This is a genomic window from Rhodovulum adriaticum, from assembly GCF_004345735.1.
GTDB classification, from domain to species: Bacteria; Pseudomonadota; Alphaproteobacteria; order Rhodobacterales; family Rhodobacteraceae; genus Rhodovulum; species Rhodovulum adriaticum.
The window spans coordinates 209,641-234,337 of the sequence record NZ_SLXL01000003.1 but is presented as its reverse complement, the minus strand read 5'-3'; the positions used below and the strand labels follow the sequence as shown (position 1 = coordinate 234,337).

The 24,697-nt window shown below is 67.1% G+C and carries 31 protein-coding genes; 18 read left to right on the top strand and 13 right to left on the bottom strand.

The features are described 5' to 3' along the window. Positions 1-3 precede the first annotated feature (3 nt). Genes EV656_RS07210 through EV656_RS07170 form a run of 9 tightly spaced genes read left to right on the top strand, consistent with a single transcriptional unit; the run spans position 4 to position 8,693 of the window. Positions 4-417 carry a phage major tail protein, TP901-1 family gene (locus tag EV656_RS07210; RefSeq protein ID WP_132601558.1) on the top strand — a complete coding sequence of 138 codons (414 nt, stop codon included), beginning with the start codon at positions 4-6 and terminating at the stop codon, positions 415-417. Continuing rightward, positions 417-752, top strand: coding sequence for a gene transfer agent family protein (locus EV656_RS07205; protein ID WP_132601555.1), 336 nt, complete (start codon positions 417-419; stop codon positions 750-752). The genes EV656_RS07210 and EV656_RS07205 overlap by 1 nt, the downstream gene beginning before the upstream one ends. After that, positions 739-936: a rcc01693 family protein gene (locus EV656_RS07200; RefSeq protein WP_132601552.1), complete on the top strand. Its 198-nt coding sequence runs from the start codon at positions 739-741 to the stop codon at positions 934-936. The genes EV656_RS07205 and EV656_RS07200 overlap by 14 nt, the downstream gene beginning before the upstream one ends. Before the next feature lie 3 nt (positions 937-939). Beyond that, on the top strand, positions 940-1,605 hold the full coding sequence (locus EV656_RS07195) for a phage tail tape measure protein (protein ID WP_132601549.1): 666 nt from the start codon (positions 940-942) through the stop codon (positions 1,603-1,605). A 15-nt stretch (positions 1,606-1,620) separates the two neighbouring features. Then, on the top strand, positions 1,621-2,253 hold the full coding sequence (locus EV656_RS07190; protein WP_132601546.1) for a DUF2460 domain-containing protein: 633 nt from the start codon (positions 1,621-1,623) through the stop codon (positions 2,251-2,253). Then, entirely contained in the window at positions 2,250-3,140 is an 891-nt protein-coding gene (locus tag EV656_RS07185; protein WP_132601543.1) for a DUF2163 domain-containing protein, read from the top strand. The genes EV656_RS07190 and EV656_RS07185 overlap by 4 nt, the downstream gene beginning before the upstream one ends. Before the next feature lie 14 nt (positions 3,141-3,154). Next, positions 3,155-3,580, top strand: coding sequence for a C40 family peptidase (locus EV656_RS07180; protein WP_200276790.1), 426 nt, complete (start codon positions 3,155-3,157; stop codon positions 3,578-3,580). 3 nt (positions 3,581-3,583) lie between these two features. Continuing rightward, positions 3,584-7,987 carry a baseplate multidomain protein megatron gene (locus EV656_RS07175; RefSeq protein ID WP_132601537.1) on the top strand — a complete coding sequence of 1,468 codons (4,404 nt, stop codon included), beginning with the start codon at positions 3,584-3,586 and terminating at the stop codon, positions 7,985-7,987. Further along, positions 7,980-8,693, top strand: coding sequence for a DUF2793 domain-containing protein (locus tag EV656_RS07170; RefSeq protein ID WP_165918958.1), 714 nt, complete (start codon positions 7,980-7,982; stop codon positions 8,691-8,693). The genes EV656_RS07175 and EV656_RS07170 overlap by 8 nt, the downstream gene beginning before the upstream one ends. Positions 8,694-8,707: 14 nt before the next feature. Here EV656_RS07170 and EV656_RS07165 read toward each other — a convergent pair whose 3' ends face one another. Further along, complete coding sequence (locus EV656_RS07165; protein WP_132601531.1) at positions 8,708-9,043, bottom strand: TraR/DksA family transcriptional regulator; 336 nt, start codon at positions 9,041-9,043, stop codon at positions 8,708-8,710. An 83-nt stretch (positions 9,044-9,126) separates the two neighbouring features. On the opposite strand from EV656_RS07165, the gene cysE reads away from it, so the two are divergent. Further along, on the top strand, positions 9,127-9,948 hold the full coding sequence (gene cysE / locus EV656_RS07160) for a serine O-acetyltransferase (RefSeq protein ID WP_132601528.1): 822 nt from the start codon (positions 9,127-9,129) through the stop codon (positions 9,946-9,948). Between the two features lie 22 nt (positions 9,949-9,970). Here cysE and EV656_RS07155 read toward each other — a convergent pair whose 3' ends face one another. The 6 genes from EV656_RS07155 to EV656_RS07130 all read right to left on the bottom strand — a co-directional run bounded on the left by EV656_RS07155 (position 9,971) and on the right by EV656_RS07130 (position 15,811). Beyond that, a complete protein-coding gene (locus tag EV656_RS07155) occupies positions 9,971-10,306 on the bottom strand; it encodes a carboxymuconolactone decarboxylase family protein (protein WP_132601525.1) in 336 nt (111 codons plus the stop codon). Positions 10,307-10,335: 29 nt separating this feature from the next. Continuing rightward, the gene (locus EV656_RS07150; RefSeq protein ID WP_132601522.1) at positions 10,336-11,643 is read right to left on the bottom strand and encodes a pyruvate dehydrogenase complex dihydrolipoamide acetyltransferase; all 1,308 of its coding nucleotides are present in this window, start codon (positions 11,641-11,643) and stop codon (positions 10,336-10,338) included. 13 nt (positions 11,644-11,656) lie between these two features. After that, positions 11,657-13,021, bottom strand: a complete 1,365-nt coding sequence (locus EV656_RS07145) for a pyruvate dehydrogenase complex E1 component subunit beta (RefSeq protein ID WP_132601519.1) — start codon at positions 13,019-13,021, stop codon at positions 11,657-11,659. Positions 13,022-13,035: 14 nt separating this feature from the next. Next, entirely contained in the window at positions 13,036-14,046 is a 1,011-nt protein-coding gene (pdhA, locus tag EV656_RS07140) for a pyruvate dehydrogenase (acetyl-transferring) E1 component subunit alpha (RefSeq protein WP_132601516.1), read from the bottom strand. A 129-nt stretch (positions 14,047-14,175) separates the two neighbouring features. After that, complete coding sequence (locus EV656_RS07135; protein ID WP_132601514.1) at positions 14,176-14,478, bottom strand: FtsB family cell division protein; 303 nt, start codon at positions 14,476-14,478, stop codon at positions 14,176-14,178. A 142-nt stretch (positions 14,479-14,620) separates the two neighbouring features. Next, on the bottom strand, positions 14,621-15,811 hold the full coding sequence (locus tag EV656_RS07130; protein ID WP_132601511.1) for a phosphoglycerate kinase: 1,191 nt from the start codon (positions 15,809-15,811) through the stop codon (positions 14,621-14,623). 147 nt (positions 15,812-15,958) lie between these two features. Between EV656_RS07130 and EV656_RS07125 the strand changes: the two genes are divergently transcribed. Beyond that, a complete protein-coding gene (locus EV656_RS07125; protein ID WP_132601508.1) occupies positions 15,959-16,465 on the top strand; it encodes a peptidylprolyl isomerase in 507 nt (168 codons plus the stop codon). Then, positions 16,458-17,012, top strand: coding sequence for a peptidylprolyl isomerase (locus tag EV656_RS07120; RefSeq protein WP_132601505.1), 555 nt, complete (start codon positions 16,458-16,460; stop codon positions 17,010-17,012). Before EV656_RS07125 ends, EV656_RS07120 begins: the two co-directional genes overlap by 8 nt. Positions 17,013-17,072: 60 nt before the next feature. On the opposite strand, the gene EV656_RS07115 is transcribed toward EV656_RS07120, so the two are convergent. Further along, positions 17,073-17,399, bottom strand: a complete 327-nt coding sequence (locus tag EV656_RS07115; protein ID WP_132601502.1) for a hypothetical protein — start codon at positions 17,397-17,399, stop codon at positions 17,073-17,075. A gap of 75 nt (positions 17,400-17,474) precedes the next feature. After that, positions 17,475-18,575 carry an anhydro-N-acetylmuramic acid kinase gene (locus EV656_RS07110; RefSeq protein ID WP_132601499.1) on the bottom strand — a complete coding sequence of 367 codons (1,101 nt, stop codon included), beginning with the start codon at positions 18,573-18,575 and terminating at the stop codon, positions 17,475-17,477. A 64-nt stretch (positions 18,576-18,639) separates the two neighbouring features. Here EV656_RS07110 and tyrS point away from each other — a divergent pair, with 64 nt between their 5' ends. From tyrS to cueR, 6 genes are all read left to right on the top strand, one after another. Then, on the top strand, positions 18,640-19,896 hold the full coding sequence (gene tyrS, locus EV656_RS07105) for a tyrosine--tRNA ligase (RefSeq protein ID WP_132601496.1): 1,257 nt from the start codon (positions 18,640-18,642) through the stop codon (positions 19,894-19,896). 172 nt (positions 19,897-20,068) lie between these two features. Next, positions 20,069-20,266 carry a hypothetical protein gene (locus tag EV656_RS07100; protein ID WP_132601493.1) on the top strand — a complete coding sequence of 66 codons (198 nt, stop codon included), beginning with the start codon at positions 20,069-20,071 and terminating at the stop codon, positions 20,264-20,266. Between the two features lie 192 nt (positions 20,267-20,458). Then, entirely contained in the window at positions 20,459-20,968 is a 510-nt protein-coding gene (locus EV656_RS07095; RefSeq protein WP_132601490.1) for a hypothetical protein, read from the top strand. Positions 20,969-21,186: 218 nt separating this feature from the next. Next, positions 21,187-21,393: a DUF1127 domain-containing protein gene (locus EV656_RS07090; protein ID WP_132601487.1), complete on the top strand. Its 207-nt coding sequence runs from the start codon at positions 21,187-21,189 to the stop codon at positions 21,391-21,393. A 75-nt stretch (positions 21,394-21,468) separates the two neighbouring features. Then, a complete protein-coding gene (locus EV656_RS07085; protein ID WP_132601484.1) occupies positions 21,469-21,828 on the top strand; it encodes a hypothetical protein in 360 nt (119 codons plus the stop codon). 123 nt (positions 21,829-21,951) lie between these two features. Then, entirely contained in the window at positions 21,952-22,353 is a 402-nt protein-coding gene (gene cueR / locus EV656_RS07080) for a Cu(I)-responsive transcriptional regulator (RefSeq protein WP_132601481.1), read from the top strand. On the opposite strand, the gene EV656_RS07075 is transcribed toward cueR, so the two are convergent. From EV656_RS07075 to EV656_RS07060, 4 genes are read right to left on the bottom strand one after another with little or no spacing between them, the layout of a single operon-like run. After that, complete coding sequence (locus EV656_RS07075; RefSeq protein ID WP_132601478.1) at positions 22,350-23,315, bottom strand: energy transducer TonB family protein; 966 nt, start codon at positions 23,313-23,315, stop codon at positions 22,350-22,352. The two genes, cueR and EV656_RS07075, sit on opposite strands and share 4 nt — an antisense overlap. Continuing rightward, positions 23,312-23,689 carry an ExbD/TolR family protein gene (locus EV656_RS07070; protein ID WP_242469069.1) on the bottom strand — a complete coding sequence of 126 codons (378 nt, stop codon included), beginning with the start codon at positions 23,687-23,689 and terminating at the stop codon, positions 23,312-23,314. The genes EV656_RS07075 and EV656_RS07070 overlap by 4 nt, the downstream gene beginning before the upstream one ends. A gap of 3 nt (positions 23,690-23,692) precedes the next feature. After that, positions 23,693-24,073 (bottom strand): ExbD/TolR family protein, encoded by a 381-nt coding sequence (locus EV656_RS07065; protein WP_132601475.1) that lies wholly within the window; start codon positions 24,071-24,073, stop codon positions 23,693-23,695. A 3-nt stretch (positions 24,074-24,076) separates the two neighbouring features. Next, positions 24,077-24,697 (bottom strand): MotA/TolQ/ExbB proton channel family protein, encoded by a 621-nt coding sequence (locus tag EV656_RS07060; protein WP_132601472.1) that lies wholly within the window; start codon positions 24,695-24,697, stop codon positions 24,077-24,079.

Sequence of the window (24,697 nt, the reverse complement as noted above, 5' to 3'; positions counted from 1 at the left end):
GACATGAGCGTGCAAAGCGGCAAGGATCTACTGATCAAGCTGGACCTGACCGGCGACGGGCAGTTCGAGACCATCGCGGGCCTGCGGGCCACGCGGATCAGCTTCAACGCGGAAACGGTGGATGTGACCAGCCTGGAAAGCCAGGGGGGCTGGCGCGAATTGCTAGCCGGGGCCGGGGTCAAGACGGCGGCAATTTCCGGGTCCGGGGTGTTCCGTGACGCGGGCACCGACGAACGTGCGCGGCAGGTCTTCTTCGATGGGGAGACACCCGATTTCCAGGTGGTCATTCCCGATTTCGGCGTGGTGGAGGGACCGTTCCAGGTGTCCTCGCTGGAGTATTCCGGCAGCCATGACGGTGAGGCGACCTATGAGCTGTCGCTCGCCTCTGCCGGGGCCATCAGCTTTAGCGCGCTGTGATGGCCAATCCCCATGCAGGTGAGGTGGCGCTGATGCTGGATGGCCGACGCCATGTGCTGAAGCTGACGCTGGGCGCGTTGGCCGAGCTGGAGGCGGCGCTGGGGACCGAAACGCTGGTCGATCTGATCGCCCGGTTCGAGGATGGCCGCTTCGCCACGCGCGATGTGCTGGCGCTGGTGCTGGCGGGGTTGCGCGGTGGCGGATGGCAGGGCAGCACCGCCGATCTGGCCGGGGCCGAGATCGGCGGCGGCCCGGTCGCGGCGGCGCAGGCGGCGGCGCAACTGCTGGCGCGATCCTTCACGGTGCCGGAGGCCAGGCAGAATGACGGCATTTGACTGGGGCGGCCTGATGCGCGCGGGCATTCGCGGGCTGGGGCTGCGCCCGGCCGAGTTCTGGGCGCTGACCCCGGCGGAGTTGATGCTGATGCTGGGCGCGGGCGGCGGCTCCGCCCCGATGAGCCGCGCGCGGCTGGAAGAACTGGCCCGCGCCTTTCCCGATGATACGAAAACCAAAGGATAGGCCATGGCGGCGGATGACGATATCGAGGAGTTCGAGGCCCAGGTGGAGGCGCTGGAAGCTACCTTGTCGGGCGCGCGCGGGACGGCGGCGGCGTTCGACCTGGAACTGATGCAGATGCGCAAGAGCCTGACCCTGACCAATCGCGAGGTCGGGACGCTGTCGCGGTCGATCGGGCGGGGGCTGCGCAACGCCTTTGACGGGTTGGTGTTCGACGGGATGAAACTGTCGGACGCGTTGACGGGCCTGGCCAACTCGATCCTGAACGCGACCTATTCGGCGGCGGTCAGGCCGGTGCAGAACCACCTGGGCGGACTGGTCGCCAGCGGGATCGAGGGGCTGGTCAATGCCGCCGTCCCCTTTGAGCACGGCAGCGCCTTTACCCAGGGCCGGGTGATGCCCTTTGCCGATGGTGGGGTCGTGCGGCGGGCGACCTATTTCCCGATGCGCGGCGGCACCGGATTGATGGGTGAGGCCGGGCCAGAGGCGATCTTGCCGCTGGCCCGCGGTGCCGACGGGCGGCTGGGGGTCAGCGCAGGGGGCGGCGGGACGCGCCCGGTGCAGGTTGTGATGAATATCAGCACGCCGGACGCCGACAGTTTCACGCGCAGCCGCAGCCAGATCGCCGCCGAGATGGGCCGGGCGCTGTCGCGCGGGCAGCGCAACCGATAAGCGAAAGGGATCGAGATGGGCTTTCACGAGGTCCGCTTTCCCGCCAACCTGAGCTTTGGCTCGGTCGGCGGGCCGGAGCGGCGCACTGAAATCGTGGCCTTGGCCAACGGGTTCGAGGAACGCAACACCCCCTGGGAACATGCGCGCCGCAGGTATGACGCGGGCGTTTCGATGCGCGCGCTTGACGATGTGGAAGAGCTGATCGCCTTTTTCGAGGCGCGGCGCGGCCAGCTTTACGGATTCCGTTGGAAGGATTGGTCGGATTACAAATCCTGCCCGCCGTCGCGCGCCGTGCGCTTCGACGACCAGGTGATCGGGCGGGGTGACGGTGAGACCAAGGTGTTCCAGTTGGTCAAGACCTACGCTTCTGGCGGACAGAGCTACGTCCGTCCCATCGCCAAGCCGGTTGCGGGTACGGTGCGGGTCGGGGTCGATGGTGCTGCGCTGGTCGAACGGCTGCATTTCGAGGTCGACACGGCGACGGGGCTGGTCACCCTTGCCGAGGTGCCGGCCATCGGTGTCGAGGTTACCGCAGGGTTCGAGTTCGACGTCCCGGTGCGTTTCGATACCGATCGCATACAGACCTCGGTTGCCAGTTTTCGGGCGGGTGACGTGCCCTCGGTGCCGGTCGTGGAGTTGCGGCTATGAGCGGCGTCGGGACAGCGCTGCAGGCGCATCTGGACGGGGGCACGACCACGCTGGCGCGGGCCTGGGCGATCACGCGCTGCGATGGCGTGGTGCTGGGGTTCACCGATCACGACCGGGGGCTGGTCTTTGAGGGCATCACCTTCGCGGCGGAAACCGGGATGAGCGCGCAGGCGCTGAGCCAGACGACTGGCCTGTCGGTGGACAATTCCGCGGCGGTCGGTGCTGTTTCCTCGGCCGCGATCACCGAAGAGGATATCCAGGCCGGGCTGTATGACGGGGCCGGGCTGCGGATCTGGCTGGTCAATTGGGCCGATGTCGACCAGCGGGCGGTACTTTTCGCGGGGTCGCTGGGGGAACTTTCCCATCGCGGCGGGCGGTTCGAGGTCGAGCTGCGCGGCCTGGCAGAGGCGCTGAACCAGCCGACCGGGCGCATCTTTCACAAGCGCTGCGCTGCCGTTCTGGGCGATGCCGACTGCCGGGTTGACCTGGACGCGCCGGGCCTGCGGACCGAGGCGGTGGCCGTCGCGGTCGAGGGGCAACGGGTGTTCCGCTTTGCCGAGTTGCCAGGATATCAGCCGGAATGGTTCGTTCATGGCCGGCTGGAGGTTCTGTCGGGGCCGGCCAAGGGACAGTTGGGCATGATCCGCGCGGACCGTTTGGAGCATGACGCGCGGGTGATCGAGCTGTGGACCGAACTGCGGGCCCCGGTCAGCCCGGGCGATGCGCTGCGGCTGACTGCTGGGTGTGATCGCCGGGCCGAGACCTGTCGCCTGAAATTCGCCAATTTCCTGAACTTTCGCGGGTTTCCGCATATTCCGGGCGAAGACTGGCTGTTGAGCTACCCCACCGATGGGCAGACGCATGACGGCGGGAGCCTGTTTCAGTGAGTGCGCGCGGAGATATGGCACTGGCCGAAGCGCGGCGCTGGATCGGCACCCCTTACGTGCACCAGGCCTCGACCCTGGGTGCTGGGGCGGACTGTCTGGGCCTGCTGCGCGGGGTTTGGCGCGCGCTTTACGGGGCCGAACCCGAAACGGTGCCGCCCTATACCCCTGACTGGTCCGAACCGCAGGGCGACGAGGCGCTATGGCGTGCCGCGCGGCGCGTTCTGGTAGAGAAAAGCCCCGAGGCGCGCGCCCCGGGCGACGTTCTGCTGTTTCGGATGCGTGCCGATGCGGTGGCCAAGCATCTGGGGCTGCAGGGGCGCGTCGGAGGCGCGGCAAGTTTCGTGCATGCCTATTCCGGCCACGGCGTGGTGGAAAGCCCGCTCTCCGGCCCCTGGGCCCGGCGTATCGTGGCCCGTTTCGAATTTCCCGAAAGGATCTGACCCATGGCAACAATCGTTTTCTCGGCGATCGGCGCCGCTGCGGGTGCCGCTTGGGGCGGCGCGGTGCTGGGCTTGTCCTCGACCGTGATCGGGCGGGCGGTCGGGGCCACAATCGGCCGGGTGGTGGACCAACAACTGCTGGGGAGCGGGTCGGACGCTGTCGAGACCGGCCGGGTGGAACGTTTCCGCCTGACCGGGGCCAGCGAAGGCACGGCGGTTCCGCGGCTTTGGGGGCGGTCGCGGATGTCGGGCCAGGTGATCTGGGCCTCTCGGTTTCGCGAAACGGTCGAGAGCCGGGGCGGTGGCAAGGGCATGCCCGGCAAGCCTAAGATCCGCGTGCACAGCTACACTGTCAGCCTGGCCATCGCCCTGTGCGAAGGGGAGATCGCCCGGGTGGGGCGGATCTGGGCGGACGGATTGGAAATCGCGCCCGGTGATTTGACCCTGCGGGTCTATAACGGGACCGAGGATCAGTTGCCCGACCCGCTGATCGAGGCGACCGAAGGGGCGGGGCAAGCGCCATCCTACCGCGGTATTGCCTATGTGGTGATCGAGGAGATGGACCTGTTGCCCTATGGAAACCGGGTGCCCCAGCTCAGTTTCGAGGTCATGCGCGAGGCCGACTGCCCCGTTGAGACCCTGAGCGATCTGGTGCAGGGCGTGGCGTTGATCCCCGGAACGGGGGAATACGCGCTGGCCACCGTGCCGGTGCATTTCAAGAAGCTGCTGGGCGAAACGACCACCGCCAACATGAACACGCCCAGCGGACGGACCGACATGGAGACCTCGCTGGAGGCGCTGCGCGCGGATCTGCCAGGAGTCCGTTCGGTTTCTCTGGTGGTCAGCTGGTTTGCGTCGGATTTGCGCGCGCCGCAGGTGGCGCTGCGGCCCAAGGTCGATCAGGCCCTTAGAGAGGGACAGCCGCTGCCCTGGCGGGTATCGGGGCTGAGGCGGGCGGACGCCGAGATCATCCCGCAACGCGACGGGCGCGCGATCTACGGGGGGACGCCGGCGGACGGCGCCGTGGCTCAGGCGATTGCCGCGCTGCGTGCAGGCGGACAGGACACGCTGTTCTATCCCTTTATCCTGATGGACCAGATGGAGGGGAACGACCTGACCGATCCCTATACCGGCGATCCGGGGCAGCCGTACCTGCCCTGGCGCGGGCGCATTACGCTGAGCCATGCGCCGGGGCATTCGCTGTCCCCCGATGGAACCGCTGCCGCAGAGGACGAAATCGCCGCGCTGTTCGGCACGGCAGCGCCGGAAGAGTTCGCTGTCGCGGGCAGTCTGGACAAGGACAAGGGGCTCACCGTCACCTATAGCGGCGATGACGGGTGGAGCTATCGCCGCTTCATCTTGCACTATGCGTGGCTGTGCAAGGCGGCGGGGGGCGTCGCCGGGTTCTGCATCGGTTCGGAACTGCGCGGGCTGACCACGATCCGCGGTCCGCGCGGCCGTTTCCCGGTGGTCGAGCAGTTGCGCAGGCTGGCCGCGGATGTGCGCGCGATTCTGGGGCCCGATTGCAAGATCGGCTATGCGGCGGACTGGAGCGAGTATTTCGGCTTTCGTCCGCCAGAGGCGCCGGGCGATCTGTACTTCCACCTCGATCCGCTGTGGTCCGACCCGAATATCGATTTCATAGGCATCGACAATTACATGCCCCTTTCGGACTGGCGCGAGGGCGATCGCCATCTGGATGCCGGTTGGGGCACGATCCACGATCTGGACTACCTGCGCGCCAATATAGAGGGGGGCGAGGGCTATGACTGGTATTACGCCAGCGACCATGCCCGCGACATTCAACGGCGTACGCCGATCCGGGACGAAGCCCATGGCGAGCATTGGATCTATCGCTACAAGGACCTCCGCGGATGGTGGGGCAACGAACATGCCGACCGCGTCGGTGGGCGCAAGGCCAGCCTGATCCCCGAGGGGGTTCGTCCCGCGCTATGGCCCATCGAATCCGGCTGCACGATTCGGGCCTCCGACGCGCCTGTGCATGATGGGCTGACGCCGGCCGATATCGTTTCCGGCGGGCTAGGGGCGGCCAGCCGCGCGACCGTTCTGCAAACCGCATTGGCAGAGGCGGTCTATCGTGTGCGTGTCGTGTTTCGCGCAGGCAGTGCCCCGTCGGCCTGCGTAAGCTGGACCCATGCCACGGCCTGGGGACAGGTGGTCTGGTCCCAGGCGACCGGGCAGGTTTCCACAGAGGTAGGCGGCGGTGCGCAGGTCATGAACCTGACCTTCAGCGTTGGGGAGGATGGCGTGATCGACCTGCGGTTCCGGCTGCGCCTTGCCGAGGCCGATGCGGCAGCTGCGTTCCATGTGGGCAATGGCGATACCGTCGAGGGCGCCTATACGACTTTCTATCTGGCCGAGCTTTGGCAGGAGGGCGTTTCGCCCACCGGGTGGGTGCCGCAGGGCAAACCCATCTGGTTTACCGAGCTTGGCTGCCCGGCCGTCGACAAGGGCACGAATGCGCCGAACCTGTTCCATGATCCGAACTCGTCGGAAAGCGCCTTTCCGCCGTTTTCGACGGGGGCGCGCGATGACCTGATCCAGCAGCAATATCTGCGGGCGGTACTGGGTTATTGGGCTGACCCGCAGGTCAATCCGGTTTCTGAGGTGTATGGCGGGCCGATGGTGGACCTGTCTCGTGCCCATGTCTGGACCTGGGACGCGCGACCCTTTCCGGAATTCCCGACCTCAACGGCAGTCTGGGCGGACGGTGCCAACTATGCCCGCGGCCATTGGCTGACAGGTCGGGCCAATGCACAGCCGCTGGAGGCGGTGATTTCCGAGATCTGCCGCAAGGCCGGTGTGACGGCGTTGGATCTGGACGGGGTGCAGGGGCTGGTGCGTGGCTATGTGGTTGCCGAAAACGCCAGCGCACGCGCGGCGTTGCAGCCGTTGATGCTGGCCCATGGGCTGGAGGCGGCCGAGCGGGATGGCCGGCTGGTATTCTTCAAGCGAGATGGGCGGTCGGATCACATCGTTTCACCCGACGCGCTGGCGGTGACTGATGGCCAAGCTGGCGAGGCAGAGCATTTCCGCAGTCCCGATGCCGAAACCGCCGGGCGGGTGCGTCTGGTCTTTGCCGAGGCGGAGGGCGCCTATGAAACCCGCGCGGTCGAAGCCATCTTGCCGGATGAGGTCGGGGGCAGCGTCACGTCGAGTGAGATGCCGCTGGTCATGGCTCGGGGCGAGGCGCAGGCCATCGTTTCTCGCTGGTTGGCCGAGGCGCGTGTCGCACGCGACCGGGTGCGCCTTGCGCTGCCACCATCGGCCCACGCCGTCGGGGCGGGCGATGTGATCCGCCTGCCGCAGGGGGGCTTTCGCGTGGACCGCGTGGAACAGGCCGCCACACGGAACATCGAGGCGGTTAGGGTCGAGCGTGGCGTCTATGCGGCCAGCCCGGTGGATCTGTCCGCCGAGGGGACGGTTCGCGGCGCCCATGTCCCGCCCCTGCCGGTAGAGCCGCTGTTTCTGGATCTGCCGTTGCTGTCCGGCGACGAGATCCCCCATGCGCCGCATATCGCGATCGCGGCCACGCCCTGGCCCGGCAGCGTTGCGCTCTACAGCGCGGCAGAGGACGCGGGCTATCGCCTGAACACGCTGGTCGAGCGGGGCGCGGTCGCGGGGGTGACGCTGGGGCCGCTTTTTGCCGCGGCGCCCGCTCGGTGGGACCGGGGCCCTGCGCTGCGGGTGCAGGTGGCATCTGGGGCGCTTTCTTCGATCTCGGACACTGCGCTTTTTGCCGGAGGGAATCTGGCGGCGATCGGTGACGGCACGCCCGGAGGCTGGGAATTGATCCAGTTCGCCGAGGCCGAGTTGATGGCCCCGGGCACCTACGACCTGCGGATGCGCCTGCGCGGGCAGGCCGGGACCGAGGCCGAGATCCTGCCGGCCCGCGCTGCGGGGGCCTATTTCGTCCTGCTCGACGGGGCGGCGGTGCAGATCGAACTGTCCCTGGACGCGCTGGGCATGGCGCGGCATTTCCTGATCGGTCCCGGTGGCCGGCCGATGGATGATCCCAGCTACATACACCGGGTAGAGGCCTTTAGCGGGATCGGTCTGCGGCCCTACGCGCCCTGCCATCTGCGCGCGCGGACCACGCCCGCAGGGGACCGTGGCCTGACTTGGACCAGGCGGACCCGTAGCGGCGGCGATGGCTGGGAGCTGGCCGAGGTGCCGTTGGGCGAAAGCCGGGAAGCCTATCACCTGCGGGTGCGCGACGGAACCGGCGCGATCCTGCGTGAGGCCAGCACCGATGCCGCGTCGTGGACCTACACCGCCGCCATGCAGGCCCAGGACGGCACCGCAGCCCCGTTTGCCATTGAGGTGGCGCAACTGTCCGAGGCGTTCGGACCCGGACCCTATCGGAGGATCGATTTTCATGGATGAGACTGCAAATCTGGGCCTGCCGCTGTTGCAGGCCGCCCAGGCGCAAAAGCATGTAACGATGAACGCGGCGCTGGCGCGGCTGGATGCGCTGACACAGCTGACCCTGCAAAGCGTCGCCGTGGGAAACCCGCCCGCAACGGCCCTGGACGGGCAGGTCTGGGCGGTGCCGGGCGGCGCCGTCAACGCCTGGGCCGGGCAGGACGGGCGGTTGGCCATTGTCGACAACGGGGGCTGGATCTTTGCCGATCCGGCGCATGGTTGGCGGGCCTATGTCGCGGACGAAGGGCAGGAACGGCAGTATGACGGTACGGGCTGGCAACCCGCCCATGCCGCGCGGGCTGCGTCAGGCGCCGGGCTGCGGTTCCGGGTGCTGGAATTCGACCACCCCATCGCCGCAGGGGATGCGCATGTCAGCGCGGTTCACGTGCCGTCGCATGTGATGGTCTTCGCGGTGACCGGCCGCGTGGTCGAAGAGATCACCGGCACGCTGTCCAGCTGGCGCCTGGGGATGGATGGCGCGGATAACCGCTTTGGCAGCGGGTTGGGAATTGGGCTGAATTCCTATGTGCGCGGCGTGCTGGGCAGCCCGTTGACGGGCTATGCCCCGATGCCGCTGGAGTTGACGCCAGAGGGGGGCGAATTCGCGGCGGGCACGGTGCGGCTGGCCGTTCATTTCGCCGAGTTTACCCTGCCCGCGCCGGTCTGAGTCGGCGTGGGGCCTTAGCGGGCGCAGGCAATGCAGGTCGGCACGGTCGGGTCTAGGTCCAGCCGTTTTGCGGCGGTCTTTTCTCCGCATTCGGTGCAATACCCGAACGCTCCCGCATCGATCCGGGCCAGTGCGGCGCGAATGCGGCTTTCGCTGGCCGTGCGCCGCGCATGGGTTGCCTTGGCCATCGTCTGGCGCTGCATCGCGTCCATCCGCGACAGGCGGCCCACCGACTGCTGGTCCAGCGCCACCGCGCGGCGGTCCTCTGCGCTGTGGGCGCTTTGTGCTTGCAGATCGGTCAGCATCGCGGCAAGCCGGGCGCGAAAACCGGCGATTTGCGCCTCGGGCATTGCCGGGTCTCCGTCGATGGGCGTTGAATTTGGCCCTTAACGGTTATCTGGTGTAGGATCGCAGAGCAACGAAAGGACATCCCATGGCTCGAACCCAGCCGCGCCTGACCGAGGTCGATCCGGTCTGGAAACGTATCTGCGCCGAGGCCGAGGCCGCCGTCGAGGAAGAGCCGTTGCTGGGTTCGCTGATCCACGGCGGGCTGTTGCACCATGACGGGCTGGAGGATGCGCTGGCCTATCGCTTTGCGCTGAAACTGTCCTCGGGCGAGATGTCGGAACAATTGCTGCGTGAGATTGCCGATGCGGCCTATGCCGCCGACGCGGGGTTGTGCAAGGCCGCGCGGGCCGACCTGATGGCGGTCTATGACCGCGATCCGGCCTGCCATCGGTTCATCCAGCCGATCTTGTTCTTCAAGGGGTTCCAGGCGCTGCAGGCCTATCGCGTTGCCCATCACCTGTGGTCCGAGGGGCGGCGGGACATGGCCTATCTGATCCAGATGCGCGTGTCCGAGATGTTCGGCGTCGACATTCACCCGGCGGCCCGGTTGGGGCAGGGCATCATGATCGACCACGCCCATTCCATCGTGATCGGGGAAACCGCGGTGGTGGGGGATAACGTTTCGATGCTGCATTCGGTGACGCTGGGCGGCACCGGCAAAGAGGAAGAGGACCGTCACCCCAAGATCGGCGACGGCGTTCTGATCGGGGCCGGTGCCAAGGTGCTGGGCAATATCCGCGTCGGTTGTTGCTCGCGCATCGCGGCGGGGTCGGTGGTGCTGTCAGAGGTGCCGCCGCATTCCACCGTCGCCGGCGTGCCCGCCAAGATCGTGGGCGAGGCCGGGTGCGATCAGCCCTCGGTGACGATGGATCACCGGCTGCGCGATTGCGGCTGCGACGGGGACTGAACGTCCCCGCCGCTGTGCCTACTCAGCCTGTCAACTGGTCGTAGGCCTCTAGTGCCTTGGTGCCGTACATCAGCGCCGGGCCACCGCCCATCAGGACGCAGACCGACACCGTTTCCGCGATTTCCGCACGGGTGGCCCCGGCCTCAAGCGCGGCCTGGGTGTGAAAGCCGATGCAATCCACGCATTGTTTGGAAATGCCGATAGCAAGCGCCATCAGTTCCTTCTGCTTGGTTGTCAGCGCGCCATCCTCTAGCGCCGCGTGGTGCAGGCCGAAAAACCCTTCGGAGGCGGCGGGCTGCTGCGCGCCGTAATCCTCCATATGCGCCTTTCCGGTGGCAAGCGCCTCTTTCCAGTCCATGATCTTCTCCCTCGGTTGTCGTCCTGGCGTCAGGCCAGCATGGCCATCGGGTTTTCCAGGTTGTCCTTGATCGCGGCCAGCAATTCCGCGCCCAACGCCCCGTCGATGACCCGGTGATCGACGCTGAGCGTCACGGACATCACCGTGGCGACCTCGATCTGCCCTTCGGTGTTCACGACGGGTTTCTTTACCCCCGCGCCCACGGCCAAGATCGCGCCATGGGGCGGGTTTATCACAGCGTCGAAGTTGTCGATCCCGAACATGCCGAGGTTGGAGATCGCGAAACTGCCGCCCTGGTAGTCGTGGGGGGCCAGCTTTCTGTCGCGGGCGCGGGTGGCCAGGTCCTTCATCTCGGCCGACAACTGGCTGAGCGATTTGGTGTCGGCGTCCCGCAGGACGGGGGTGAACAGCCCGCCCTCGATGGCAACGGCGACGGCCACGTCCGAGGGTTTCAGTTCCAGAATGCGGTCCCCGGCCCACACCGCATTGGCGGCGGGCACCTGTTGCAGGGCCAGGGCGCAGGCCTTGATGATGAAATCGTTGACCGAGAGTTTTACACCGCGCTTTTCAAGCTGCTTGTTGAGTTGGCCGCGGAAGGCGAGCAGATCGTCGATCCGGATGTCCCGGCGCAGGTAGAAATGCGGGATGGTCTGCTTGGCCTCGGTCAGGCGCGCGGCGATCGTCTTGCGCATACCGTCCAGCGGCAGTTCGGAATAGGCGCGGTCGGCATACATGGCCATGACCGCATCGGTGCCCGGACCGGCGGGCATTGCCGCAGGGGCAGGGGCGTCGGGTGCCGCGGTCGGTGCTTTTGGCGCGGGGGCGACGCTTGCGCCCTCGACATCGGCTTTCACGATGCGGCCGCGGGGGCCGGTGCCGGTGATCTGTGCCAGGTCCAGCCCCTTGTCGGCCGCGATCCGGCGGGCGAGCGGCGAGGCAAAGATGCGGGTGCCATCGCCGGTTGTGGGCGCCGGGGGCGCAGCGGCCGGCGCGGGGCCCCCATCGGGGGCCGCCTTGCCGCCCGTGTCGGCCGGTGCGGCCTCGGGTGCGGGTTTTGGCGCGGGCGCTTCGTCGGAAATGTCCCCGGCACTTTCGCCGTCTTCCAGCAGAACGGCGATGGGGGTGTTGACCTTGACCCCGTCGGTTCCGGCGGGGACCAGGATCTTGCCGATCACGCCCTCGTCCACGGCCTCGAACTCCATGGTGGCCTTGTCGGTCTCGATCTCGGCCAGCAGGTCGCCGGCAGCAACGCTGTCGCCCTCGGCGACCAGCCACTTGGCCAATGTGCCCTCTTCCATCGTGGGCGAAAGCGCGGGCATCAGGATTTCCGTAGGCATCAGCCGGCCCTCCTCAGCGATAGGTGACGGACTTGGCCGCGTCGATGACCTCTTTCGTGGTCACCAGCGCCAGCTTTTCCAGGTTCGCGGCATAGGGCATGGGCACGTCCTTGCCGGTGCAGTTGATCACCGGCGCGTCCAGCCAGTCGAAGGCCTCTTGCATCAAGACCGCCGAGATGTGGTTGCCGATGGAGCAGACCGGGAAGCCCTCTTCGACGGTCACGCAGCGGTTGGTTTTCTTGACGCTTTCGATCACGGTGGCGGTGTCGAGGGGGCGCAGGGTGCGCAGGTCGATCACCTCTGCCGAAATGCCGTCTTTCGCCAACGCCTCGGCGGCCTCCAGCGCGTAGGTCATACCGATGCCAAAGCTGACGATGGTCACGTCCGTGCCCTCGCGCCAGATCCGTGCCTTGCCGAAGGGCAGGGTGAAATCCTCCAGCACCGGCACATCGAAGCTGCGGCCGTACAGGATTTCGTTTTCCAGAAAGATCACCGGGTTGGGGTCGCGGATGGCGGTTTTCAGCAGGCCCTTGGCATCGGCGGCCGAGTAGGGCTGCACGACCTTGAGGCCGGGGATATGCGCATACCACGCGGCGTAATCCTGGCTGTGCTGTGCGGCGACGCGGGCGGCCGCGCCGTTGGGGCCGCGGAACACCATCGGACAGCCCATCTGGCCGCCGGACATGTACAGCGTCTTGGCGGCAGAGTTCACGATCTGGTCCATCGCCTGCATCGCGAAGTTGAAGGTCATGAACTCCACGATCGGGCGCAGACCGCCAAAGGCCGCGCCAACGCCGAGGCCCGCGAAACCATGTTCGGTAATGGGCGTGTCGATCACGCGCTTGGATCCGAATTCGTCCAGCAGGCCCTGGCTGATCTTGTAGGCGCCTTGATACTCGGCCACCTCTTCGCCCATCAGGAAAACCGTGCCATCGCGGCGCATTTCCTCGGCCATAGCGTCGCGCAGGGCCTCGCGCACGGTGGTCGATTTCATCTCGGTGCCCTCGGGGACGTCCGGTTCGGGCGCGGGGGCTGCGGCCTTTGGCGTGGCGGGTGCCGGGGCGGGCGTGCTGTCGGTCGCCGCAGATGCCGGTGCAGGGGCCTTGGCCGCGCTTGCGGCGGCCTCGGCATCCTCGCCGTCCTCGACCAGCACGGCGATGGGGGTGTTGACCTTGACCCCGTCGGTGCCTGCGGGAACCAGGATCTTGCCCAGTGTCCCCTCGTCCACTGCCTCGAATTCCATGGTGGCCTTGTCGGTTTCGATTTCGGCCAGGATGTCGCCGGCGGACACGGTATCGCCCTCTTTCACCAGCCACTTGGCCAGCGTGCCCTCTTCCATCGTGGGCGACAGGGCGGGCATCAGGATTTCGGTAGCCATCTTGTTTCCCTCCCTCAGGCGTTCTGCGGCGCCGTATCGGCGTAGATATCGGTCCAAAGCTCGTCCAGCGCGGGCTCGGGGCTTTCCTTGGCGAACTCGGCGGCCTCGTTGACGACGCCCTTGATCTGCTTGTCGATCTCTTTCAACTCGTCCTCTGTGGCGTGCTTGCCTGTCAGCAGCAGGTCGCGCACATGTTCGATGGCGTCGCGTTCCTCGCGGATCTTCTGCACCTCTTCGCGCGAGCGATACTTGGCCGGGTCCGACATGGAATGCCCGCGATAGCGGTAGGTCATGATTTCCAGAATGTAGGGGCCCTTGCCCGCGCGGCAGTGAGCGACGGCCTTTTCCCCGGCCGCCTTGACCGCCAGCACGTCCATACCGTCAACGGCCTCGCCCTTGATGCCAAAGGCGGCGCCGCGTTCCCAGAAATCGGGGCTTTTCGTGGCGCGCTTGACCGCGGTGCCCATGGCGTACTGGTTGTTCTCGATCACGAAGATCACCGGCAGGTCCCACAGTTCCGCCATGTTGTAGGTTTCGGCCACCTGGCCCTGGTTCGCCGCCCCGTCGCCGAAATAGACAAAGGTGACGCGGCCGTTTTCCTGATACTTGTCGGCAAAGGCCAGCCCGGCGCCGATCGGCACCTGCGCGCCGACAATCCCGTGCCCGCCGTAGAAATGCTTCTCTTTCGAGAACATGTGCATCGAGCCGCCCTTGCCCTTGGAATAGCCGCCCTCGCGCCCGGTCAGTTCGGCCATAACGCCCTTGGGGTCCATGCCGCAGGCCAGCATGTGGCCGTGGTCACGGTAGGATGTGATGCGCTTGTCGCCCTCTTCGGTGGCCGCTTCCAGCCCGACGACAACCGCCTCTTGCCCGATATAAAGGTGGCAGAAGCCGCCGATCAGGCCCATGCCGTACAATTGGCCAGCCTTTTCCTCGAATCTGCGGATCAGCAGCATCTCGCGGTAAAAGGTCAGTAGTTCTTCCTTGGAAGTATTTGATTTTTGGGGGGTCTTTCGCGTGGCCATTGGGCGGCGCCTCCTCCGCGCGGCAAATGGTTTAACGTTAAACAAAATAATAGCAGACAGGGCCCACGAATGCGAGGTCTTTTCCGGGGAGCAACCGGCAAGGCAGGGTGGGGGGGAAAGGGCCGGGGGTTAGCGGATCACGATTTCATCCGCGCGCACCATGCCCAGAACGGCGCGGGCACGTTCGTCCAGCAGGTCCAGGTCCAGGTAATCGTCCGACATCCGCCGCGTCTTGTTTTCCAGAACGGCGATTTCGGTGGTCAGCGCGGCGCGGCGGGCCTCCAGCTGTGCGACGTCGGACTCGATCTGGATGCGGCGGAACAGGCCGTAATTGCCCTGCACCGCAGAATAGGTGAAATACGCCGCCAGGGAACACGAGACCCCGAGAAAGGCCAGCCCCCCGAGACCCGGGCGTTTGCGCGCGTTGCTCATTCTTCCTGCCTCTCATGCCGCCTCTGACGGGCGGGGTTGGTGGCAGTGTCGCACAAGCGAATCGGCTTGTGAATCCCCTAAATGTAGGGGGTAGCCGCCGTTCGGGGCGGGCCCGGCGCCTTGCGGCGCCGGGCGTTCTTGATCACTCTTCCAGCGCCGCGACGCCGGGCAGGGTCTTGCCTTCCATCCACTCCAGGAAGGCGCCGCCCGCGGTCGAGATGTAGGTGAAATCCGCCGCAACGCCGGCGCCGTTCAGGGCCGCGACCGTATCGCCCCCGCCTGCAACCGAGATCAGTCTGTCGGCCCTGGTCATCTCGGCGGCCTTCTGTGCGGCGGCGTTGGTGGCGGCGTTGAACGGTTCGATCTCAAAGGCACCCAGCGGACCGTTCCAGATCAGCGTGTTGCACTTGCCGAACACCTCGTCCACCGCCTTCACGGTTTCGGGGCCGGCATCCAGGATCATCGCGTCGGCCGGGCAGGCGTCGGCGGCGACTGTTTCGTTCTCGGCGCCGGCCTTGAATTCACGCGCCACGACCACGTCGACGGGCAGCACGATCTCGCAGCCGGCGGTTTTGGCCTTGTCCATGATGTCGCGCGCGGTGCCGGTCATGTCATGCTCGCACAGCGACTTGCCCACATCGATGCCCTGGGCGGCCAGGAAGGTGTTGGCCATGCCGCCGCCGATGACAAGGTAATCCACCTTGGCCACCAGGTTGCCCAGCAGGTCCAGCTTGGTGGAAACCTTGGCGCCGCCGACGACCGCGACCACCGGGCGTTCGGGGGTGGCCAGCGCGCCTTCCAGCGCCTTCAGCTCGGCCTCCATGTTGCGGCCCGCGCAAGCGGGCAGCAGGCGGGCCAGCCCCTCGGTCGAGGCATGCGCGCGGTGCGCGGCCGAGAACGCGTCGTTGACATAGATATCGCCCAGGGCCGCGATGGCTGCGGCAAGCTCGGGGTCATTCTTTTCCTCGCCCGGGTGAAAGCGGGTGTTTTCCAGCAGCAGGATGTCACCCTCGCTCATCGCGGCGACGGCCTGTTTCGCGGGCAGGCCGATGCAGTCCTCGGCAAAGACGACGCCCTGGCCAAAGGCCGCTTCCAGCGCGGGAATGGTGACCTTCAGGCTCATCTCGGGCACGACTTGCCCCTTGGGGCGGCCGAAATGAGCCAGCAGCACGGGCTTGCCGCCCTTGGCCAGGATGTCCTTGACCGTGGGCATGATCCGCTCGATCCGGGTGGCATCGGTGACGCGGCCATCCTCGACCGGCACGTTGATATCCACCCGTACCAGCGCCACCTTGCCGGCGAGGTCCATGTCGTCGAGGGTCTTCCAGGCCATGCGTTCTCCTCCCGAGGGTTATAGGCTTGGCGCTAGATCGCCCGAAGCGGGGGGCAAGGTCAATGCTCTTGGCCGCTGCCGCCCCTTTCCTTCGGCGATTGGTCGCACTACGCTCCGCCCCGGAAAAACAGGCAGGAGGAGGCCACAATGGCCGAGATCAAGGATCCCGAAAACACGATCATCATGGAGCTGAAGGACGGTCGCGTCGTGATCGAGCTGATGCCCGATATCGCCCCCGCCCACAGCGCCCGGATGAAGGAACTGGCCCGCGCAGGCGCCTATGACAACGTGGTGTTCCACCGGGTGATCGACGGGTTCATGGCCCAGACCGGGGACGTGGCGCATGGCAACGCCGAGAATGGCTTCAACATCCGCCGCGCGGGCACCGGCGGGTCGGACCTGCCGGATCTGCCGGCAGAGTTTTCGCGCATTCCCCATGACCGGGGCACGCTGGGCGCGGCGCGGTCGCAGAACCCGAATTCCGCCAATTCGCAGTTCTTCATCAACTTCACCGACAATCACTTCCTGAACGGTCAGTACACCGTCTATGGCCGCGTGATCGAGGGGATGGAACATGTCGATGCCATCACCCGGGGCGAGCCGCCCGCAAACCCCGATCGCATGCTCAGCGTCAAGGTGGCGGCCGATGCGTAAGGCCCTGACCCTTCTGGCTGTTCTGGCCGCCGGTCCGGCGCTGGCCACCGGGCTGGAAATCGACATCGCGGGCGAGGGCGCCAACGGCACCGTCACCGTTGACCTGTTCGAGGATGTCGCCCCCAACCATGTGGCCCGGATCACCGAACTGGCAGAGGCCGGCGCCTATGACGATGTCGTCTTTCACCGGGTGATCGACCGTTTCATGGCGCAGACCGGCGATGTGCAGTTCGGCAAGCTGGGCGGCGACATGCGGCTTGCCGGGCGCGGTGGATCCGATCTGCCGGACCTTGCGGCGGAATTCTCCGATCTGTCGTTCGAGAGGGGCGTGATCGGCATGGCGCGGTCGACAGATCCGGACTCGGCCAATTCGCAGTTCTTCATCATGTTCGCACCCGTTCCGGGGTTGAACGGGCAATACACGGTTGTCGGTGAGGTGACTGACGGGATGGACGTAGTCGACGCGATCAAGCGCGGCGTTCGGGGCCAAAACGGCGCCGTCATGGGCCAGCCCGACCGGATGGTCGCCGTGCGCGTCATCGACTGAACGGCTGGCGGGCAACCGGCACGGCGCGCCCTTGGGTCAGACGCCGTGCCGGGAGCTGCTTTAGCCGATGGGGATCACGCGTCCAGTCGCCAGCCGCGTCTTGGACCGGCGGCGCGATACCGTCGGGATCGGCAGGATGCGCTTGCCCGTCCGCAGGCGCATCTTCAGCCGCCGGTGCCAGATCGTCGGCAGCTTGATCGCCGAGGACAGCGGTGTGGCGCGGGCCGTCAGCCCCGCGCGCGGGGCGGCCGCGCTCAGCATGGCCAGCCCGAAGAAATCGGAAAAGGGTGTGCTGCCGTATTCCGCAAGATCCCATCGCGTGTCCGTCACGATGCGATCGGCCTGAATCAGGCTCTTGGGAAATCTCTGGTCCGCAACTCCGGTCATGGACGTTCCTCTCGGTCGGGTCGGCGCGTTTTCCTTCGTTTACTGCGCGGCGTTCGCCTGCGCCAAGGGGGCCATTCAGCGCAGCGGGCGGCTGATCTCGCCCCCGCCCACGGCAGCCGCCACCCCGGTCGTGCCGGGGCAAGAGGTCGGCAGGCCCCGCGCCACCCGCACCGCGAGAAAGGCAAAGGCCTGCGCCTCCAGCATGTCGCCGTTCAGGCCGACCTCTTCGACCTGAACCGCGGTCACGCCCGCGCGTTCGATCAGCATCTCCATCATCAGCGGGTTCAGCCGCCCGCCCCCCGTGACCAGCAGCCGTTCAGGCGGTTCGGGGCAGTGTTCCAGCCCGCGGGCCACCGCGCTGGCCGCCGCGGCGGTCAGGGTCGCCGCCGCATCTGCGTCCGGCAGATGCGCCACCCGCGCCAGCAAATCGGCAAAGGCATTGCGGTCCAGCGATTTGGGCGGCACACGAAAGAAGAAGGGATGATCCATCAGCGCCGCGATGACGCCCTCGTCCACAATGCCCTGTGCGGCCAATTCGCCGTTGCGGTCGCACCCCAGCCCGCGCCGGGCCTGCATCAGGTCGTTCAGGGGGGCATTCGCGGGGCCGGTGTCAAAGGCCAGCAGCGCGCCCTCTGCCTCTGGTGCGGGGCGGCTTGGGTCCACCCAGGTCAGGTTGCCCACGCCGCCCAGATTGACGAAGGCCACCGGCGCCTCGGCCCCGATGAACCGCGCGCAGGCGAAGTGAAAGAACGGCGCCAGCGGCGCGCCCTGACCCCCCAGCCGCACATCCGCGCTGCGGAAATTCCAGACCACCGGAACCCCCAGGGCCTGTGCCAGCACCTGCCCGTCGCCCGCCTGGTGGGTGCCGCGCCCCCGTGGATCATGGGCCAGGGTCTGGCCGTGAAACCCCGCGATCTGCACCCCTTCGAAACGGGTCATCACCTCGGCATGGGCGGCCTCGACCACCTCGGCGGCGGCGTTTACCCCATCATCGCCCGGCCATTTTCCAAGGGCCGCGGTCAGGGTGGCGCGTTCTTTGGCCGTGTAGGGGCGGTAGGCGGTGTCGCCAAATCCTGAAATCGCCTCGCCATCGGTCAGCAGTATGGCCGCATCCACCCCGTCCAGCGAGGTTCCCGACATCGTCCCCAATGCTCTGACGACCCGTGCGTCCTTCATGGCCTTCCCCTTGCCGCCTTGCCCCGATATATCACGCCCGAAACCAGCCAAGGGACAAGAGGCAATGACCTACCACCCCAAATCCGATTTCCTGCGCGTGATGATCGAGCGTGGCTTTCTGGCCGACTGCACCGATTATCAGGGCCTCGACGAGGCGTTGAGCGAAGGGGTGGTGACCGCCTATATCGGCTATGATGCCACGGCAAAATCGTTGCATGTGGGGCATCTGCTGAACATCATGATGCTGCGCTGGCTGCAAAAAACCGGGCACCGGCCCATCACGCTGATGGGCGGAGGAACGACCAAGGTGGGCGACCCGTCTTTCCGGTCCGACGAACGCCCGCTTCTGAGTGCGGCGGATATCGACGCCAACATCGCCTCGATGAAGCTCGTCTTTGACAAATACCTCAGCTACGACGACTCGGCCCCGACCGGCGCCTTGATGTTGAACAACGCCGAATGGCTGGACGGGTTGAACTATCTTGAGTTCCTGCGCGATATCGGGCGGCATTTCAGCGTGAACCGGATGCTGTCGTTCGAGTCGGTGAAATCGCGGCTGGACCGGGAACAATCGCTGTCCTTCCTCGAATTCAACTACATGATCCTTCAGGCCTACGATTTCCTGGAGCTGAACCGCCGCTATGGCTGCCGGTTGCAGATGGGCGGGTCGGACCAGTGGGGCAACATCGTCAACGGCATCGACCTGACCCGCCGCATCCTGGATGCCGAGGTGTTCGGTCTGACCTCGCCGCTGTTGACCACGTCGGACGGGCGCAAGATGGGCAAGAGCCAGGGCGGTGCCATCTGGCTGAACGCCGAAATGCTGTCGCCCTACGAATTCTGGCAGTTCTGGCGCAACACCACCGATGCCGATGTGGGCCGGTTCCTGAAGCTTTACACCGAATTGCCGGTCGAGGAATGCGAACGCCTGGGCGCGCTGGAAGGGTCCGAGATCAACGACGCCAAGATCCGCCTTGCCAATGAGGTGACGACCCTTTGCCACGGCGCAGATGCAGCCGCAGCGGCGGAGGCCACCGCGCGCGAGGTGTTCGAAAAGGGCGGCGCGGGCGACGACCTGCCCACCCTGGATCTCAGCGCGGCAGAGTTGGGCGAGGGGATCTCGGTGGTTCAGCTCATCACGCGGTCGGGATTGGCGAAATCGGGCAAGGAGGCCAAGCGCCTGATCGCCGAGGGCGGCGCGCGGCTGAACGATGAGCCGCTGACCGATGCGGGGCTGATGGTGGATGCGGACATGCTGGCCGACCCGATCAAGCTGTCGGCGGGCAAGAAGCGTCACGCGCTGGTGCGTATGCAAGGCTGATCGCGCGATGCTGCGGTGCGGCAGATGAATTGCCGCATTGCAGAAAATGCATGGCCGTCGAGTTGCTGCAACGCAGCATTTTTGGTATGACGAAGGCGCAGTAGGTGTCCGGCGATTTCCGCCGTCGACGCATTCCTGCTGCCGCTTCTTCTTGCCGAAAGGATTGTGTTACATGAGCAACGACGACCTCGCCTCGCGGATTCTCGGTTTTACCCGGTTTCTCGTCCACGCGGCCGATCGCGTCGATCATGCGGCACTGGGACGTGGCTGGCTGGATCATGAGGGTCAACCCACACAAGAGGGCCGCGAACTGATCGAGGCGCTGCTGGGGCAGGACACCGCCCGCAGCGCCTACCGTCTGGCCTGCTGAAACCACGCGCCGGACGCGCGCGATCACGGCATTTCCAGCGCTGTTCGGGCGGATGAACTCTTTTGCTGCAATGCAGCGAAATCTGGGCTAGACTTGGCGCGATATGCTGCGCGGGTGCCCCGTCATTCGCGGCTTGGCCGTGGGTGGGGCTCCGTGTGGCGTGAACAGACCCGAAACGAAAAGGGAAATGCCATGTCCGCCTTTGCCATTCCGCTCGCCCTGACCACCAGCTACTGCCGTTTCTGGGGAACCGTTGCCGAGATGCAGGTTCGCCTGGCCGAGCAATGGGTGTCGTTCGGTGTGCAATTCAGCCCCATGACCTTTGAAAGCGGCACAATGCCGGCCACGCCCGCGCCGGCCAAACCTGCGCCCAAGACCACGCCCGCCCGCGCCCGGACCGCGGCCAAGCCGGTCGCGAAGACAGCCGCAAAACCGGCCGCGACCGCCGATAGCCCGGCACCGGCAGCCAAGCCCGCCGGCAAGACGCCCAAGGCCGCTGCCCCCGCCGCCGAGGCCCCGAGGCCCGCCAAGGCACCGGCGAAGCCTGAAGAGAGCGCGCAGGCGCCTGAACCCGCCAGCACCGACGCGAAATCCCCGACGACGGCCCCGGCCACCGAAACCGGCGCTGCGGCCCCCAAGCGCGAGCCGCGCCGCCGGGCCCGTCGCCAGCCCGCCGCGCCCAGTCAGCCGTTCAAGGAGTGATCGGCGCCATACCGCGTGGGTGCGCAAGGAAAAGATCGCCATGAACCGGGGCGCGCAACAGAATTGCGTGCCCCTTTCCATTTCCGGGAAATTCCCCGCCAAGCTGCGCACGTGCTGCAACGCGGTGCTTCGGACTTGGCAATGGTCTGGTCAGCGATCCCGTTCCATATTGGCCCCATGGGAGGAAACGTCTGTAAATGGACAGGAGTTTCCAAGAAATGGCACTTGCAAACACAAACATCACCGGTCTGCACGTCCCCACGCTGGGGAACCTGGTCGGCGTATTCGCCCGGATCGTAGAAAACCACCCGCGCAGCCGCCAGGTTGCGACCCTGAATGCCACCAGCGATGCCGAGCTGGCCCGGCGCGGCGTCACCCGCGAAGAGGTGATCCGCCACATCTTCCGCGACCGCTATTATCTGTGATGGCAATGGGGCTTTGACCCTGCGTGCGGGACTGGCTATCTGTAGGCCCAGAAACGAAAACGCGCCGGGGATGCCATGTCCGGGAAAGAGACCGACACCGCTGAATTCGACCCGCTCCGTTCCCTTGCAGCCGCCCAGGCAGAGGGGGTTGGCCTGGCCGCCTGGCTGGGATGCGCGATGGTCGACTATACCCGCCGTGCGGCGAATGACATGGCCGGTTTCGCCCGGGACAAGGCGTTGCGCGATGCCGAAACCCTTGCCCGCGCGATGACGTGCCGCGACGCGGCCAGCCTTGCGGCGATCCAGCAGGACTATCTTGGCGAAACGGTCGCCGCCGCCACGAAAGAGGCTGCGCACCAGGCAGAGAAGACCGCACAGTTCTGTTCCAATGTGCGAGAGCGGATGACCTCTGCTCTGGACGAACAGGGCTCTTGACCTTCCAGTCGGTGTAAGCCCCATCTGTTGCGCCCGTGTTCACAACAGCGGCGGTTATGACGGCTGTTCGGGTAACCTGGCTTGACCTGCAAGGCTTGCACTGCGCGCAGACAGGGGGATCGCATGAATATTGGCGAGGCAGCGGAACAGACGGGCCTGCCGCCCAAGACCCTGCGCTATTACGAAGAGATCGGCCTTGTCCGGCCCGCACGCAGTGCCAACGGCTATCGTGCTTATTCTGAAACGGACCTGCATCGCCTGACCTTTCTGGGGCGTGCGCGGGCGCTTGGCTTCACGATCGAGGAATGCCGCGCGCTGCTGGCGCTTTACAGTGACCGGAACCGCGCCAGCGCGGATGTGAAACGTATCGCGCGCGACCATCTGGACCAGATCGACGCCAAGATCGCCGAGCTTCAGGCGATGCGTGCTACTCTGTCCGAACTGATCGAGGCCTGCGCGGGCGATGCCCGGCCCGACTGCCCGATCCTGCGGGGTCTTGCCGGTGAGAAAGGCAAGGCCGTTTAGCGCCGTCTTTCGAAATTCAGCGGCAGGGTGAAGCTGTCGCGGGGTCGTCCCAGCCCCCTTGGTGCCGCCGGGAATGGCGCAGCCCGGCGCACGGCGGCCAGCGCGGCCCGGTCCAGCGATGCATCACCAGCACTGCGCACCAGCCGCGCGGACAGCAATTGCCCATTCGCCGCAACGACCAGTTCGACCAGCGCGCGCCCCTCGGCCCGGCTGCCGCGCGGATAATGGTGCTGCCGGGTTACGCGGGCCAGGATGCGTGCGCCCCATTCGGCCCGCAGCGATTGCCGCTGTCCGGGGGACAGGGTGGGGGTGGCAACGGTGCCGGTCTGCCCCCCGGCCACGGGGGCGCCGGCGGTGCCTTTCGCGCGGCGGGCCTGTTGCGGCGTGCTTGCTGGTGTGGGGTCCGGGCGCGCAACGGGGCGGGGGCTGTCGGCCAGCGGGGCGCCGGTCTGCGCTTGGGCATCCGGCAGGGTGTCCGGGCTTGGCATCGGCGGCCGGCTGGGCAGGGCCCGGCCCGGTGCGGGGGCGGGGGGCACCAGGGCGGCGGTCCGGTCGGGGCGCGGCGCGGCGGGCAGGGCGGGCATCTGCCGGGGCAGTTGTGGCGCGGCCATTGCCGGGGGCGGTGCGGGCAGCGACGGCGCTGTCACCTCGGGCCGGTCCGGTTGCGCGGGGAGGGGCGCGCGCGTGTGCGGGGCGGGCGCGCTGTCGGGCAGGGTGGGGGCCGTGTCTGCCTGCGGGCTGGCAGGGGCCGGGCTCGCGCTGTGTGGCGCGGGCGCGGTGTCCCATTCCTGCGCGATCCGGGCCATTGCGGGCGGTGCCGCGGCCAGCGTGACCAGATCCTCGCCCCCCTCGCCACCAGCGCCGGTTCCCCCGCCCAGCGACCCCGCGGCCAGCGTGAACGCCGCCACATGCAGCCCCGCGGCCAGCGGCACGAACAGCGCGATATCGGCCAGGCGGTTCATCGCGGCACCGTCACCAGTCGCACCGGCCCGTGGCCGACCGCCGTCAGCCGGGCCACGATCCGGGCCAGGTCCGGCGCCGGGGCGCGGGCATCGGCGCGCAGCAGCACCGGCCCGGGCGCGCGTTCCGCCAGTGCCGCAACGACCGCATCCCCCCGCACCGTTCCAAAGGCCAGATCGCCATTCGCGGACAGGTAGATCGTTGCCCCCTCTGCCGCGGTGGCGCCGCCTGCGCGGGGCGGCGTGGTGGCGAAGGGTTCGGGCGGGGTCAGCCGCGCCGTCATCAGGAAGAAGATCAGCAGCAGGAACACGACGTTGATCATCGGTACGATCGCCTCGCCCGTCCTTGCCCGCGTATGCCCCCCGAAATCCAGCATCGCCTACTCCACCAGCATGGCGCCGGCAAAGCCGGCCCCGGCCAGCGCCTCCAGCGCATCGACCAATGCCTGCGTGTCCGCCCCCGGCCGCGCGCGCACCAGCACAGGGTCGCCTTGGCGCGGGGTCAGGGCGGCCAGCCGATCCAGCAGGGCGGGCAGGTCCATGGATACGCCGTTCAGGCGCATGCCATCCTGGGTCACCTCTACCAGACGGGGCGGGCCGCTCCAGGCAGTGGACCCGCCCGACGCGGTGCCCAGTTCCAGCCCTGCCTGCGGCCCGAACCGCGCCGCCAGCATGAAGAACACCAGCAGCAGAAAGACCACGTCGATCATCGGGGTCAGGCTGGGCCGGCGGGGGCGGCGCGGGGTGTCGAAGGCGAACATCGCTCAGCGCCCCTTGCCGGACAGGAACAGGCGGGTGGCCAGATCCTCCATATCGGCGCGGGCGCTGTCCACGACCGACTCCAGCCAGCTATGGGCGATGGCCGCCGGGATCGCCACGGCCATGCCCGCGGCGGTGGTCAACAGCGCCTCCCATATCCCGCCAGCCAGGTCGGACGGGTCGGCTGCGGCGCCGCTGTTTTCCAATGCCTGAAAGGCGTCGATCATGCCCATCACGGTGCCCAGCAGCCCCAACAGCGGGGCGATCACGGCGATCAGTTCCAGCGCTCGCAGGCCTGTGCGCGCCTCGGCCAGCAGGCGGCGGGCGACGCGGGTGGTTTCCTCGCGCGCGGCCGCTTCGGGCAGGCCCCGGTGCAGCGCGTCGATGGCCGCCCGCACCAGCCGCGCCCGCAGGCCCGCGCGCCCGGCGACGGCCTGCGCTGCGGCGTCCCGCGCGCCATGCTGCCAAAGCTGGACCGCGCGTTCGGCCCGCGCCCCGGCAAAGGCGCCCATCAGGGCCAGGCGCCACAGCTTCCACAGGATTAGGGCCAGGGTCAGAACCGACAGCCCCGCGATCACCCAGATCGCCGGGCCGCCTTTGACCAGAAAATCGGCAAGCGCCTGCAT